The following is a 13477-nucleotide window of genomic DNA, read 5'->3' on the forward strand; positions in this document are numbered from 1 at the left end:
ACACCTTTAGGCATGAGGATCTACCGCAACCGGGACGAAGCCGGCCGGGTGCTCGCCCACCGGCTCGCCGGACCGGCCGAACAGCCGGACGTCACCGTGCTCGGGCTGGTTCGCGGTGGGGTGCCGGTGGCCGAGGTCGTCGCCGAGCGGCTCGGCGCGCCCCTCGACGTGCTGGTGGTACGCAAGCTCGGCGTGCCCTGGGCACCCGAGGTGGCCTTCGGCGCGCTCGGCCCGAACGGCGTCCGGGTGCTCAACGAGATGGTGGCCGCCCGGCTCGAACCCGACGACGTCGCCGAGGTGCAGCGCCGCGAACAGGCGGAACTGGAGCGGCGGGAACGCCTGTACCGGGCCGGGCGACCCCCGCTGGAGCTGACCGGACGCACCGCCGTGGTCGTCGACGACGGCCTGGCCACGGGCGCCACCGCCCGCGCCGCCGTCGCCGTGGCCCGGCAACTGGGCGCCCGCCGGGTGGTGGTCGCGGTCCCCGTCGGCTCCCAGGAGGCGTTCGAGATGCTGTCCGCCGAGGCCGACGAGGTCGTCTGCGACCAGCGGCCCGTCGACTTCGGCGCGGTCAGCCAGTACTACGAGGACTTCCACGAGGTCTCCGACGCCGAGGTGACCGAGGCGCTTTCCCCGGCCGGGTGACGGCACCGGGTACCTTCGGGTAATGCAGCTCACCTGTCCCAAATGCCACGGAGACATGCGCCAGTACGAGCGCAGCGGAGTCGTCATCGACCAGTGCGGCGAGTGCCGGGGGATCTTCCTCGACCGCGGCGAACTGGAGAAGCTGTTCGAGGCGGAGGCAAACTGGAACCGCCAACAGGCGACGGCCGCCCCGACCTCGGCGCAGCCGGCCCACGCGCCCGGCGGGTACCCGCCGCCGCCCCCGCCACCGCCGCCCGCGCACCAGGCGCACCCGCCGCACCAGCCCGGCTACGGCGCGGTGCCCCCGCCCCCACCGCCGCCAACGCACGGCTACCCGCCCGCGCCCGCGCCCGCGTACGGCGGGCACTACGGGTACCACGGCCACTACCGCCGCAAGAAGCACCACGGCTTCCTCGGCGAACTGTTCGACTGAGCCGGTCAGGACCAGCGGCGGCCGGGCGGGTGTTGGTGGCCCGGTCCCGCGCCGGTCGCCGACCGTGGTTCTGGCCGCCGCTTGGCCCTGGCCTGCCCCTGACCTGGCCGCCGCCCGGCCCTGGCCTGGTCGCCGCTGGTCGCTGAGGGCGTCCCGGGCGGGTGGGCCGCCGATGTGCCGCGCGGGGCGGTTCGTGCGAGGCTGCGACACATGACGGCCGTCGACCAGCACGAGGCCTTGGCCCCCGCGGCCGTCCGGGCGGCCGGCGCGGCCGACCCGGCTGGCTTCGTCACCACCCAGGGGCACGTGCTGTGCGTGCCGGACCTGCTCGCCACGCTCACCACCGAGGCGGTCGTGCACCACCTCGATCTGGTGGTGGATCTCCCGGACGCCGTGCCGCCCGCCGAGCTGCCGGTCCGGGTCGCGGTGACCGCCTTGGCGGGCCTGCTCCCCGACGACGCGGTCCGCCCGGCCGACTGGGACGACCGCGAGTTCCTGCTGAAGGCCGCCGGCCGGGTGCCCCTGACGGATTCCGACCGGCTCGCGCTCGGCGATGCCGCCGGCTGGTTCCCGTTGATCGGCTGACAGCCCGTCGAGTCAGACGATGGCCATGTCGACGAAGCGGGACAGATGCAGTTGCGCGGCCACGGTGATGCTGTCCGTGGGCCCATTTCGGTGCTTGGCGACAATAAAATCCGCTTCACCCGCCCGCGGGGATTCCTTGTCGTAGTAGTCGTCCCGGTGCAGGAGGATCACCACGTCGGCGTCCTGCTCAATCGAATTGTGAGTCGCGATGCCGTTGGCGACGAAGTTGTGCTTGCCCAACACCGTAGCGTCATATACATCACGCTCGCCGATCGACTCGATCGAGATGACCTCATCCCAGAAAATGTCGTTCGTGGCCTGGAGTTCAAGGTCGGCAGAGTCCAGAGCCGCAGCGATCTTGGCAAGCCGGGTCCTGCTCGGTGCCTGCTTCCAGAGGGCGCTCCCACCGAATTCGGTGCCAATTGCCTCTGCGACCTCCCGATGACTCATACCCTGGTCAAGCAGGATCTCCCGAACCTTGGACCACACCTCCTTGGGGACCGTGTCCACGTTGGTGCTGCTCTTCTGTGACTCCAGCGCAGCCAGCAGCTCAGCGCAGTTGCCCGACCGCTCGCCATGAACCCCTATCTCACGCAGGAACCGAAGCTGGTCGTCCCGCCCCGAGATGTCCAGCGTGTATTGCGTGCGATAACGACCGACAGGTACAACCTTCAAACGGGCGGTGATGCCGTACCGCAGCAGAAGACGAGAGATGTCTTCGAGCATTCGTCGGCTAGCGGAAGAGAAGTAGATCCGACCGCCCCGGCCCGACTTGTTGGGACAGACCGACCCCTCGGTTGCCCACAGATGACGAAGGAAGATCGTGATCTGCTCCTTGGGCAGCCCGAAGACCCCCTGCGGCACGAACTTCTCGTGCGACCTGAGGCCGAACAATCCAAGCCCGTCCAGCCACTCGGCGACCGGGTTTCGCCGCCCTCGGGCCGACCGGTAGGGCGCGGGCAGCCGGAGGGTGGTCACGCGGGCAGCGGCACACTCATCCCGCACAGCCGAGACGCCGAAGTGCTTAGCCGCTTCCGCGACGGCCTGGAGATTCTCCTCGTCACAACTGGCGTACCGGATGGGCTGACGCCGGACGAATGAGCCGTCGCCCAGCAGATGGGCCAGCAGCACCACCTTTTCCTCGGCCCAGGGCCTGGTCATCAGTGGCGGAGGGACATGCCTCGGCGCCGCGATACGTGCCCCGGCAGCCAACTCTCCCAGCGGCAGCCAGCCCGCGAAGGTCAGGAAAGGATGGTTGGCTGTGGCATCGATCTGCTTCCCCGATGCCAGGGTCAACCGGAACACCTCGCGGCTGCCGCTCGGGAAGACGTGAGTCATGGTGCGCGGCGTGTAGCGAAGGCCCTCGTCGAGTGCCCAGACCGGGACGTCCCTGGCCTCGCTGGCAAGCAGTTCGCCGAGAGTCACCTCGGCGTTGTTGTCAGCGCGAAGAACCCGGGTCTCTGCGGTTAGGCACCCCGACTCACGCAGATCGGACAGTTGCGGTCGCTTGTCCGTACGCTGCTCCGGCCCACGGTTGAGCTGGCTTACCGCGATGACCGGGCACTCGACCTCCTTGGCCAGCAGCTTGAGGCCACGGGACAGGTCCGCCACTTCCTGCTGCCGGCTCTCGGTGCGCTTCGGCGACGTCATGAGCTGGAGATAGTCGACCACGATCAGCTTGAGGTCGTGCTTCTGCTTCAGCCGGCGCGCCTTGGCCCGGATCTCCATCAGGTTCATACTCGGCGTGTCGTCGACGAAGAGCGGCGCCTCGCTGATCTCGCCCATGCAGCGGGCAAGCTTGGTCCAGTCGTCGTCCGAGAGCTGCCCGCTGCGCAGCACGTGCAGCGGCACCCGGGCCTCGGCCGAGAGCAGTCGCATGACGATCTCGACCTTGCTCATCTCCAGCGAGAAGATCGCCGACGCCTGGTTTGCCCTGATGGCCGCGTTCCGAGCGAAGTCCATGCTCGCCGTGCTGTTGTGCGTCGGAATCATGGAACGACCGGCCAGGTAGAGGTGGTCCGGGTTGTCCACCGTCACGCAGCGGACCGGGACGCTCGGCACCGGCCGCACATCGACGATGTACCGGTGGCCGGTGCGGGCAACGGTGTCGGTGTGTCGCCGCTGCGCGTGAGCCTGACGCTTACGGGTCAACCAGAACACGTCGTCCGAAGTGCTGAAGTTGAGGTTGTACGCCACCGATGACTCCGGGCGGCGCCCCTTGACGGCCTTACGGGAAATGGAGCACCGGTAACCGAGGCTGACAACAAGTTCATGCACGTCGTCGGCTAGGCGGGCCGACGTGGTCGTGAACTGGACGCTGCCACTGTTGGTGGCGGTGCCGTCAGTGTCGAGAAGGCCGGCCAGCAACGCCCGCCGCTGGCCCTCGGATGAGCGCAGGTACGCCGGTGGAATGTGCTTGTTCCCGAGGACGCCTGCGGACCTTAGTAGGCCGGTGAAGGAGCCGCGTGCCGAACGGCAGGTCTGGCAACTCCGAGAAGCGCCCGACATGTACTTGAACGGCCTGCCGCAGAACGAACAGTGGGCGCGGGCTGAGGCGTCCACCAGACCTCTCGATTTCCCGCCGCACGACCTGCCACAGGCCCAAACGCCGGGGCCCTCGGGGGTGAACCGGGTACCGCAGACGACGCACTCGCGGTTCGCCAGCGGCGGAGCCTTCGGAAGCCTGATGCTGTAGCGGTACCGGGTTACGGAGGACTCCACGACATAGCCGTCCGATTCGATGAACGTCAGGATTTCGGGGTCCGCTGTGGTGAAGGACGACCCAGCAGTGGTTCCGTCCCCCAGCCACGCGCCGAGCGTATACGGCTCTACCGGCAGGTCTTGGGCCGGCAGCACCAGCGGCCGGGTGTTCTCGACGGCATGGTTGAGCCGCCCGTCGGTCGGGTGCCGCAGCGTCGCCGCAATGTGTTCGGTGGTCACCGCCCCGTCATGGTTTGCGGTCGTCTCGGCGTTCATCAGCCGGTTCACCCGGTCGAGCAGAGCACCGAACGGCGCGTGAGCCGAGTAGGCGTCGATGGTTCGCTGCCACGGCTGGCCGCGCCTGACGTACTCCCGCCGAACCTTCCCCGCCATGCCCACCTGGCGGCCTGCGCTGTGCAGGACGTTGCGGAATCGGTCGCCCGCGATCTCGACCGCTTCCCGGTAGGTGAGGAGCCGGTCGGGGGCGGCCATGACCGCGCGGTGTGCAGCGGCACCGCCGACCCGCGCGTCCTCGCTCCATTGGTGGGACGGTCGCGTCTCGGCGCGCTGGCGGCGTGAGGCGCGGGTGGTGGTTTTCCACAGATGCTCAGCGTCGGCGACGATGACGGAACCGTCGGAGAACTCGACCTCGTAGCAGGGGCGGTCGTGCACGACATCGAAAGCGTTGGTGATGGTGGTTGGTTGCCCGTCCGCGCCGAGAAGTTGGTCGCCCGCCTTGACTTCGCCCATGGTGGTCCAGCCGGTGGGCGTCGGCAGGGGCGTGTCGAGGGCCAGCGCCTTCCCGAGACCTGGCCTGCCTGCAACGATGATGAGTTGGCCGGGATGCAGGCCGTTGAGCAGCCGATCCAGGTCGGTGAAGCCGGTCGGCACGCCGGTCATCACGCCGCCCTGCGCGCCGACCGCCTCGATCTCGTCGAGGGTCGGCTGGAGCATGTCCGCGAGGATGGCGAAGTCCTCGCTGACCCGGCGCTCGGTGACCTCGTACACGGCCTGCTGCGCCAGGTCGACGACGTCGTCGACGTCCCGGCTTCCGCCGTTGCCGGTGCCGTATCCGAGCTGCACGATCTTGGTGCCGGCCTCGACCAGGCGGCGGAGCACCGCCCGCTCGCCCACGATGCGCGCGTAGTACGCGGCGTTCGCGGCGGTCGGCACGCTCGCGATCAGCGTGTGCAGGTAGGGGGCGCCGCCGATGCGGGCCAGGTCGCCGGAGTCGGCCAGGGCGGCGGCCACGGTGATCGGGTCGGCGGGCTCGCCCCGGCCGTAGATGTCGAGGATCGCGTCGAAGATGGTGGCGTGCGCCGGCCGGTAGAAGTCGTTCGACTTCAGGATCTCGACGACGTCGGCGATGGCGTCCTTGGACAGCAGCATGCCGCCGAGGACGCACTGCTCGGCGGCCACGTCCTGGGGCGGGGTCCGCTCGAACTGGGCGTCGCGTTGGACGGGGGCCGACGACTGGCCATCGCGCTGTTCCGTCCGCATGTCGTCGGTGACCGACACGGGTCCCCCCCTCCACTGCGTCGGCTTGCGTTACCGCTCGGCCTCCGGCAGCCGCCGCAGGTCGTCGTCCGCCGGGCGCGACTGCTTCCGATCGGACCGGTCGGGTCGATCGGGGGGTCATCGCACCGGCGGTCGAGAGGCAACCATACGGAACCCGACGTCAGGGACTCAACCGCAGCGGTGGACGAGCCTCGGGACAACCTGTGGACGCCGGTGGACAAGCATGTGCGCAGGGTGTGCACATGCTGTGGACAACTGTTGGGGAATTCCCGCCCGCAACGCAGTGAGCTGCAGAAACGCAATCCACAGCCTGTGGATGGCAGATTTCCGGCGAACTCGCTCAACTCTTCGTCCCGTCCATCTCCCGCAAACGGCCACACCTCGACGGCGCGTCGCCCTGTTCTGGTCGGGAAGGGTCACGCTCCGGCCGTGAACACCGGGGTCTGGGCTCGGGGAGGTCGGCCCGCGCGAGCGCCGGTCGGCAGCTCCGTAGGGGGACTCCGGCGACCAGGCCCGGTCGACGCGTACGGCGCGGGCGTCGCGTGGCCACCGCACGTCGAGCCGCCGCGGGCCGCGGCGCCCGGGCAACGAGAGCCGGTTCAGAGGCATCTTCCGCGGTGGGCGCGGGACGTCGGGCGACAGGGCTCGCATTTGTCCGGCCGCATCCGCTGGGCAAACAGACAGGGCCCGCACCGGCAAACCGGTGCGGGCCCTGTCTGTGGTGCTGCGGGTGTCAGCCCTTGACGACGTTCAGGTCGAACTTGGCGGTCACCTCGGGGTGCAGCTTGACGCTGACCGGGTGCGCGCCGAGCGACTTGATCTGGCCGGACAGCGCCAGCCGACGACGGTCCAGGGTCGGGCCCCCGGCCGCCTTGACGGCGTCGACGATCTCGGTCGGGGTGACCGAGCCGAAGAGCCGGCCGCCGTCGCCAGCGCGGGCCTTCAGGCTGACCTTGAGGCCCTCGAGCTGGGCCTTGACCTCGTTGGCGTGCCCGAGGTCGCGGATCTCGCGGGCCGCGCGGGCCCGCTTGATGACCGTGACCTGCTTCTCCGCGCCCTTGGTCCAGGCGATCGCGAAGCCCTGCGGCAGCAGGTAGTTACGGCCGTAGCCGTCCTTGACCTCGACGATGTCGCCCGGGGCACCGAGGCCGGACACCTCCTGAGTCAGGATGATCTTCATGTCGGTGCCTCCTCTCAGCGGGCCGTGGCCGTGTACGGCAGGAGCGCCATCTCGCGGGCGTTCTTGACCGCACGGGCGATCTGCCGCTGCTGCTGCGAGGTCACGCCGGTCACCCGCCGAGCGCGGATCTTGCCGCGGTCGGAGATGAACTTGCGCAGCAGCGCGGTGTCCTTGTAATCGATGTAGGTGATCCCGTCCTTGTCGAGCGGGTTCACCTTCTTCTTCGGCTTGCGAAGTGCCGCAGCCTTGGCCATTGCTCTTGCTCCTGGTTTGCGATCGCGGGCGCTCGGCGCCATTAGAACGGGGGCTCCTCGTCGAAGTTTCCGCCACCCGAACCACCGCGCGAGGGTGCCGGAGCGGCCGAGGCCCAGGGGTCGTCGAAGTTGCCTCCGCCGCCCTGGCCACCACCGCCGCCGAAGCCACCGCCACCGCCGCCGGAGCGGGACATCTTCTGCACCTTCGCCGTGGCGTAGCGCAGCGATGGGCCGATCTCGTCGACCTCGAGCTCGATGACGGTGCGCTTCTCACCCTCGCGGGTCTCGTACGACCGCTGACGCAGCCGGCCCGACACGATCACGCGGGCGCCGCGCTGCAGCGACTCGGCGACGTGCTCGGCGGCCTGCCGCCAGACGGTGCACGAGAGGAACAACGGCTCGCCGTCCTTCCACTCGCCGGACGCCTTGTCCATGAACCGGGGCGTCGAGGCGACCCGGAACTTGGCGACCGCGGCCCCGGAGGGGGTGAACCGCAACTCGGGGTCATCGGTCAGATTGCCGATGACCGTGATGGTGGTGTCTCCTGCCATGACCATCTCCTCGCGCACTCATCGTTCGCCGTACAGGCTCTCAGAGCCCTCTGACAGCGTCGATGAGGCTGGTCCGGGTGAACCGGGTGTGGATGCTTAGCGCATCTCCGGCCGGATGACCTTGGTGCGCAGCACGGACTCGTTGAGCCGCAGCTGACGGTCCAGCTCGGCTACCGCCGCGGGCGTCGCCTGCAGGTCGATAACGGCGTAGATGCCCTCGGCCTTCTTGTTGATTTCGTACGCGAGGCGCCGGCGGCCCCACACGTCGGTCTTCTCCACCGAGCCACCCGCGGTCCGGATCACGTTCAGGTACGTGTCGAGCGACGGGGCGACGGTGCGCTCCTCGAGGCTGGGGTCGAGGATCACCATGATCTCGTAATGACGCAAGACGTGCTCACCTCCTGTGGGCTAGCGGCCACGGTCCTTCCGTGGCAGGAGGTCGTGCGTCGTGGCCCGCTCCGGGGACGGGGGAACCCGGCCGGACGCGGACAACCGGACCAGGATACCCGGCCCTGACGATCATGCCCCGGCAGGTTCGCGGGGCCCCCGCGCAAGCGACGCCGGGGGCCCGGACCGACGGCGCGCGTCGGACCCGGGCCCCGGCCACGAGGCCGCGGGGCGTCCCGTCCGCATTCCTTGGGTGGGACCTGGGGAGGAACGACCACACCGATGAGGTTGGACCGGAGACGCCCCGCGGAGCTTTGTTGCGTTGTTATCTGACGGTACTACGGCTCTCGTCACATGTGGGCGAAAACGGAACTTTCCCCCGACATTCTGTGGCGATATCCCTGGGTGGTCGAGCGCCGGAAGGGCCCCCGCCGCGCCGGGCCGCGCGCCGGGCGTCCCGCCGCTCCGCCGGCCTGGGCCCGACGCGCGTCGTGGTCCGCGCGCCGAGAGCTGGCCGTCGATCCCACCCGGTCAACGACCGCGCCCGGCCCGCGGTGACGCCCGCCGGCCGCACCGGCTCGTCGCCGGATGGGGACACCCTCACCCGGCCCCACCGGCACACCGGGCGTCGGCCCCGGGACGTAGGCTCGCCTGCATGCGTATCGGAGCCCACGTCGATCCCGCCGACCCGCTGTCGGAGGCGGCCGCCCGGGCGGCCGAGGCCGTGCAGTTCTTCCTCTCCGACCCGCAGGGCTGGAAGGCCCCGACACCGCGGAAGGACGCCGAGCGGCTGCGCTCGGCCGAGGTCGACCTCTACGTCCACGCGCCGTACGTCATCAACGTGGCGACACTCAACAACCGGATCCGGATCCCGAGCCGCAAGCTGCTCCTCGGCCACGCCACCGCAGCCGCCGAGATCGGCGCGAAGGGCCTGATCGTGCACGGCGGCCACGTCAACGCGGGCGACGACCTGGCGATCGGGTTCGACAACTGGCGCAAGACGTTCGCGTACGCGGCGGACTCCGGCGGCTTCGCCCTGCCGGTGCTGATCGAGAACACCGCCGGCGGCGACAACGCCTGCGCCCGACGCCTCGACGCGCTGGCCCGGCTCTGGGACGCCGTCGGCGAGTACGAGGTGGGCTTCTGCCTGGACACCTGCCACGCCCACGCGGGCGGCGAGGAGCTGCTCGACCTGGTCGACCGGGTCAAGGCGATCACCGGGCGGATCGACCTGGTGCACGCCAACAACTCCAAGGACGGGTTCGGCTCGGGCCGGGACCGGCACGACAACCTCGCGGGCGGCACGATCGACCCGGATCTGGTGGTGGCCGTGATCCGGGCGGCGGGCGCGCCGGTGATCGTGGAGACCCCGGGCGGGGCGGACGGTCAGGGCGGCGACATCGCCTTCCTGCGCGAGCGGCTCGGGGTGGGGAGTTCGGCCGCATGACGACCGACCAGTCCGGCACGACCGGCAAGGAGACGGTCCAGCAACAGCCGGCCGCCCCGGCGGGTGAGGAGCCGGGGCCCCCCGGAGCCGCCGAGGGCGCCGACGGGGGGAGGACGCCCGGCGGGAGGACCGCCGAGACGGCGGCGGCCCGCACGGACGCCGCCGCGCCGAGGCCCGGGGTCGAGGAGGCCGCCGACGCCGCGAAGGCCACCGACGGCGAGCAGAGCGGCCCCGAGAAGACCGGCCCCGGTGGAGAGGACGCCGACGCCGGGAAGACCGGCGGTGACGGAAAGACCGGTAGCGGCAAGACCGCCGACGCCCGAAAGAGCGGCGATGGCGCGAAGGACACCGACGCGGACAAGGCGGATCCGTGGCAGGCGTTCGCCCCGACGCCCGAGCCCGTGCCCGGGCGGGTGCGTCGGGTGCTGCGCGCGGTGGGCCGGTTCCTCGTCCACGAGTGGACGCTGGCCGTGCTCGCCGCGCTGGCGCTGGCCGTCGCGCTCACCTGGCCGACGCTGCGCTACCCGCTCTACACGCTGCCGCAGGACTACTGGGACCCGAGCCTCCAGGCCTGGCAGATGGCCTGGTCGGGGCACATCCTGCTGACCGATCCGGCGCAGCTGTGGCACTCCAACACCTTCTTCCCCGAGCCGTGGAGCTTTGCCTTCTCGGACACGCTGCTGGGCTACGCGCCGGCCGGCATGATCGGGGCCGGCCCCGAGGCCGCGGTGCTGCGCTACAACATCATGTTCGTGCTGGCCCACGCGCTGGCGACGCTCGGCGCGTACGCGCTGGCGCGGCAGCTCGGCGCCGGCCGGGCTGGCGCGGCGGTGGCCGGGGCCAGCTACGCGTACGCCCCGTGGCTGCTCGCCCAGGCCGGGCACCTGCACGTGGTCTCCAACGGCGGCATTCCGCTGGCACTGGCGATGCTGGCCAGGGGCCACGGCTGGTCGCTGCGGCACGGCTACCGCCCGGAGCGGCGGCGCGCCGGCTGGGCGTACGCCGGGTGGCTCGTGGCGGCGTGGCAGCTCAGCCTGGGCTTCGGCGTCGGGTTGCCGTTCGCGTACGTCCTGGCGGGGGCGACGCTGGTCGCCACGGTGGTCTGGTTCGTCCGGCGCCGGCCGGTCCGGCGGCCGTTCGGGGCCCGGCTCGTCATCGCCGACGTGCTCGGCGCGGCGCTCTTCGCCGGGGTGGGCGGGCTGCTGGCCGTTCCCTACTTCAAGGTCGCCGAGCTGCACCCGAACGCGGCACGGACCCTCGACGACATCGGCGTCTACTCCCCGCCGTTCTCGGGCTTCTTCACCGCTCCCGCCGAGTCGCGGGTCTGGGGCAGCCTGCACGAGGGCGCCCGGGCGGCGCTGCCCTGGCACCCGGAGATGACCCTGCTGCCCGGCTTCGTGCTGTACGCGCTCGCCGCGGGCGGGCTGTTCTTCTCCGTCTGGCGGGTGCGGCACCGCCTGCTGCTGCTGGCCGGGGTGCTGGTGACCGCCGTACTCGCGATGGGCACCCGGTTCTTCGGCGGCACCTTCACGTACGGCCTGCTGTTCGAGTACCTGCCGGGGTGGAACGGGCTGCGCACCCCCGGCCGGATGATGCTATGGACGACGCTCCTGCTCGGCCTGCTCGCCGCCGGCGCGGTCAGCGCCTTCGCCGTCCGGGTACGCGAACTCGCCGCCGAGCGGGTGCCGCCGTGGCCCGGCCCGTGGCTGCGGCTGGCCACCGTGCTGCCGCTGCTGCTCGTGATCGCCGAGGGGCTGAACACGACGCCGCACCCGGTGGTGCCGGCCCAGCCCGCCGCGATGCGACTGGTGGACGGCCCGACGCTGGTGCTGCCGAGCAGCCAGAACCTCGACCAGCCGGTGATGCTCTGGTCGACCAGCCGGTTCCAGGACGTCGTCAACGGCGGCAGCGGCTTCACCCCCGTCCGGCAGGCCGAGATCCGTCAGGTCACCGAGACCTTCCCGAGCCAGGCCAGCGTCACCTACCTGCGCGATCTCGGCGTACGCAACGTGGTGCTGCTGCGGAACCAGATCGCCGGCACGCCGTGGGAGACGACGATCGACGCCCCGGTCGACACGCTCGGAATCACCCGCGAACAGATCGAGAACGCGGTGGTCTTCCACATCCCGCGGTGAGGACGTCCGGGGGGCCGACGGTCCCGGCGTGCCGGTCGCCGGTCCCCGCCGTCAGGCCGCCGGCACCGCCCCTCGCCGGACGGGCTCGGACGCTCGGGGGGCCGGCCTGGCCACTGCGCCGGCCGCCAGTTCCCGGAGGCGGAGGTACCAGGGCGCGTCCAAGGCACCGTCCAGCACCCCGCCGTCCGGGTCGTCGGCGTACGTGTGCCGCACGACGTCCCGCTCGGGCCGCAGGATGTCCCTGATCACCAGCACGCAGAGCAGCACCACCGTGCCGAGCCGCAACGACGACGCGAGGACGAAGACCCCCTCGGGAAAGACCGGCCGCCCGGTGGACGCGCCGAGCAACTCGCCGTAGAAGGCGGCGAAGTAGCAGACCTCGGCCAACTGCCAGGCGAGGAAGGCACCCCACCGGGGTCGGGCGAGCACCGCCAGCGGCAGCAGCCAGAGCACGAACTGCTGCGACCAGACCTTGCTGAAGATCAGGAACGCGGCGACCACCAGGAAACAGAGCTGGGCCAGTCGGGGCCGGCGGGGCGCCACCAGGACCAGCGCGGCCACGCCGAGGCACGCCAGGACGAAGAGGGCGTACGAGAGGTGGTTCAGGGCGGGAGTGTTGGCGTTCAGCCACTGGAACGGCCCCTGATCACCGGGCGCGCCGGTGTTCACCCTGCCGTCCAGGTACCGCCCGATGTACCAGAGGGTGCCCCAGTCGATCGGTCGGGTGGTGTTCAGCTCGAAGAAGCGGTCCCAGTTGTCGCGGTAGGAAACCGCCACCGGCAGGTTCACCGCCACCAGGGCGACCGCGGCGGTGCCCAGCGCGGTCAGCGCGGCACGGAGCTTGTTGGCCCGCAGCGCGAGCACCAGGATCGGCCCGAGCAGGAACAGCGGCCACATCTTCGCGGCGCCGGCCAACCCGAGCAGCACCCCGGCCACCGCCGGCCGGCGTCTCGCCCAGGCCGCGAGCCCGAAGGCGGCCAGCCCGATGGCGAGGAAGTCCCAGTTGACCGTGGCGGTCAGGAACAGCGCGGGCGCCAGCGCGAAGAGGGCGGCGTCCCAGGGCCGTCGCCGGCGCAGGGCGAGGATCACCGCGGCGGTGGCGACGGCGAGCGCGCTGAGGGTGAGCGCGTTCAGATTGTAGAACCACTGGCCCTGGTTGATCTGGGGATCCCGGCTGCCGAGGGCGTGCACCGGCAGGCCGAGCGCACCCATGAAGTAGCCGGTGAGCACCGGATATTCCACCGGGTGGTCCCGGTACGGGACCTTGCCCTCGTTGAGCCCCTCCGCGTAGTAGAGCGCCAGCACGTCGGTGTAGCACATCCGGGTGTACTGCGCGTTGTTCTGCCAGGCGCCGTCCTGGCAGGGCGACTTCTGCACCCAGTGCAGCGCGAGGGTCAGGCACGCCAGGGCCAGGACGATCCGGGCGGCCGTCCAGAACCGTCGGTCCCGGCCGGCGGGGCGGTCGAGGGCCACCGCGTGGTCGCCGACGGGGCCACCGATCGCCTCGGACGCGCCGCGGACGAATCCGTCGGAACGTGACGGGTGGTCGTTGCCCCCGGCGTCGTCGATGCCGGCCGTCGACTGGCTGCTCATGGAAATGCATCCTGCCGTACGTCGGCCGGCTGGACGAGCAGACGCCGCC

General features: G+C 70.9%; 11 protein-coding genes. 5 read left to right on the forward strand and 6 right to left on the reverse strand.

Annotation, left to right across the window (positions count from 1 at the left end):
• Positions 1 to 12 precede the first annotated feature (12 nt).
• From JD77_RS11850 to JD77_RS11860, 3 genes are all read left to right on the forward strand, one after another.
• Positions 13 to 645, forward strand: coding sequence for a phosphoribosyltransferase (locus JD77_RS11850; RefSeq protein WP_145774328.1), 633 nt, complete (start codon positions 13 to 15; stop codon positions 643 to 645).
• Between the two features lie 22 nt (positions 646 to 667).
• A complete protein-coding gene (locus JD77_RS11855) occupies positions 668 to 1078 on the forward strand; it encodes a TFIIB-type zinc ribbon-containing protein (RefSeq protein ID WP_145774330.1) in 411 nt (136 codons plus the stop codon).
• 210 nt (positions 1079 to 1288) lie between these two features.
• Positions 1289 to 1663: a hypothetical protein gene (locus JD77_RS11860; RefSeq protein WP_246140638.1), complete on the forward strand. Its 375-nt coding sequence runs from the start codon at positions 1289 to 1291 to the stop codon at positions 1661 to 1663.
• Positions 1664 to 1675: 12 nt separating this feature from the next.
• On the opposite strand, the gene JD77_RS11865 is transcribed toward JD77_RS11860, so the two are convergent.
• The 5 genes from JD77_RS11865 to rpsF form a co-directional block, all read right to left on the reverse strand.
• Positions 1676 to 5863, reverse strand: a complete 4188-nt coding sequence (locus tag JD77_RS11865) for a replicative DNA helicase (RefSeq protein WP_342799681.1) — start codon at positions 5861 to 5863, stop codon at positions 1676 to 1678.
• A 751-nt stretch (positions 5864 to 6614) separates the two neighbouring features.
• The gene (gene rplI, locus JD77_RS11870) at positions 6615 to 7061 is read right to left on the reverse strand and encodes a 50S ribosomal protein L9 (RefSeq protein ID WP_145774334.1); all 447 of its coding nucleotides are present in this window, start codon (positions 7059 to 7061) and stop codon (positions 6615 to 6617) included.
• Positions 7062 to 7075: 14 nt separating this feature from the next.
• On the reverse strand, positions 7076 to 7315 hold the full coding sequence (gene rpsR, locus JD77_RS11875; protein WP_007073789.1) for a 30S ribosomal protein S18: 240 nt from the start codon (positions 7313 to 7315) through the stop codon (positions 7076 to 7078).
• Between the two features lie 41 nt (positions 7316 to 7356).
• On the reverse strand, positions 7357 to 7884 hold the full coding sequence (locus tag JD77_RS11880; RefSeq protein WP_176731587.1) for a single-stranded DNA-binding protein: 528 nt from the start codon (positions 7882 to 7884) through the stop codon (positions 7357 to 7359).
• A gap of 78 nt (positions 7885 to 7962) precedes the next feature.
• Positions 7963 to 8253: a 30S ribosomal protein S6 gene (gene rpsF / locus JD77_RS11885; protein ID WP_076468436.1), complete on the reverse strand. Its 291-nt coding sequence runs from the start codon at positions 8251 to 8253 to the stop codon at positions 7963 to 7965.
• 655 nt (positions 8254 to 8908) lie between these two features.
• Here rpsF and JD77_RS11890 point away from each other — a divergent pair.
• Together JD77_RS11890 and JD77_RS11895 are read left to right on the forward strand one after the other, a co-directional pair.
• Positions 8909 to 9700 (forward strand): deoxyribonuclease IV, encoded by a 792-nt coding sequence (locus JD77_RS11890; RefSeq protein WP_145774336.1) that lies wholly within the window; start codon positions 8909 to 8911, stop codon positions 9698 to 9700.
• A complete protein-coding gene (locus tag JD77_RS11895; protein WP_145774337.1) occupies positions 9697 to 11835 on the forward strand; it encodes a hypothetical protein in 2139 nt (712 codons plus the stop codon). The genes JD77_RS11890 and JD77_RS11895 overlap by 4 nt, the downstream gene beginning before the upstream one ends.
• 51 nt (positions 11836 to 11886) lie before the next feature.
• On the opposite strand, the gene JD77_RS11900 is transcribed toward JD77_RS11895, so the two are convergent.
• Entirely contained in the window at positions 11887 to 13428 is a 1542-nt protein-coding gene (locus JD77_RS11900; RefSeq protein ID WP_145774339.1) for a glycosyltransferase family 87 protein, read from the reverse strand.
• Positions 13429 to 13477: the final 49 nt, after the last annotated feature.

Source organism: Micromonospora olivasterospora (assembly GCF_007830265.1).
In the GTDB taxonomy this organism is placed as follows: Bacteria; Actinomycetota; Actinomycetes; order Mycobacteriales; family Micromonosporaceae; genus Micromonospora; species Micromonospora olivasterospora.

Coding starts and splice junctions, on each gene's coding strand:
- JD77_RS11900 (WP_145774339.1), bottom strand. CDS start 13,428: ATGAGCAGCCAGTCGACGGCCGGCATCGACGACGCCGGGGGCAACGAC.
- JD77_RS11850 (WP_145774328.1), top strand. CDS start 13: ATGAGGATCTACCGCAACCGGGACGAAGCCGGCCGGGTGCTCGCCCAC.
- JD77_RS11860 (WP_246140638.1), top strand. CDS start 1,289: ATGACGGCCGTCGACCAGCACGAGGCCTTGGCCCCCGCGGCCGTCCGG.
- rpsR (WP_007073789.1), bottom strand. CDS start 7,315: ATGGCCAAGGCTGCGGCACTTCGCAAGCCGAAGAAGAAGGTGAACCCG.
- rplI (WP_145774334.1), bottom strand. CDS start 7,061: ATGAAGATCATCCTGACTCAGGAGGTGTCCGGCCTCGGTGCCCCGGGC.
- JD77_RS11895 (WP_145774337.1), top strand. CDS start 9,697: ATGACGACCGACCAGTCCGGCACGACCGGCAAGGAGACGGTCCAGCAA.
- JD77_RS11890 (WP_145774336.1), top strand. CDS start 8,909: ATGCGTATCGGAGCCCACGTCGATCCCGCCGACCCGCTGTCGGAGGCG.
- JD77_RS11865 (WP_342799681.1), bottom strand. CDS start 5,863: ATGCGGACGGAACAGCGCGATGGCCAGTCGTCGGCCCCCGTCCAACGC.
- JD77_RS11855 (WP_145774330.1), top strand. CDS start 668: ATGCAGCTCACCTGTCCCAAATGCCACGGAGACATGCGCCAGTACGAG.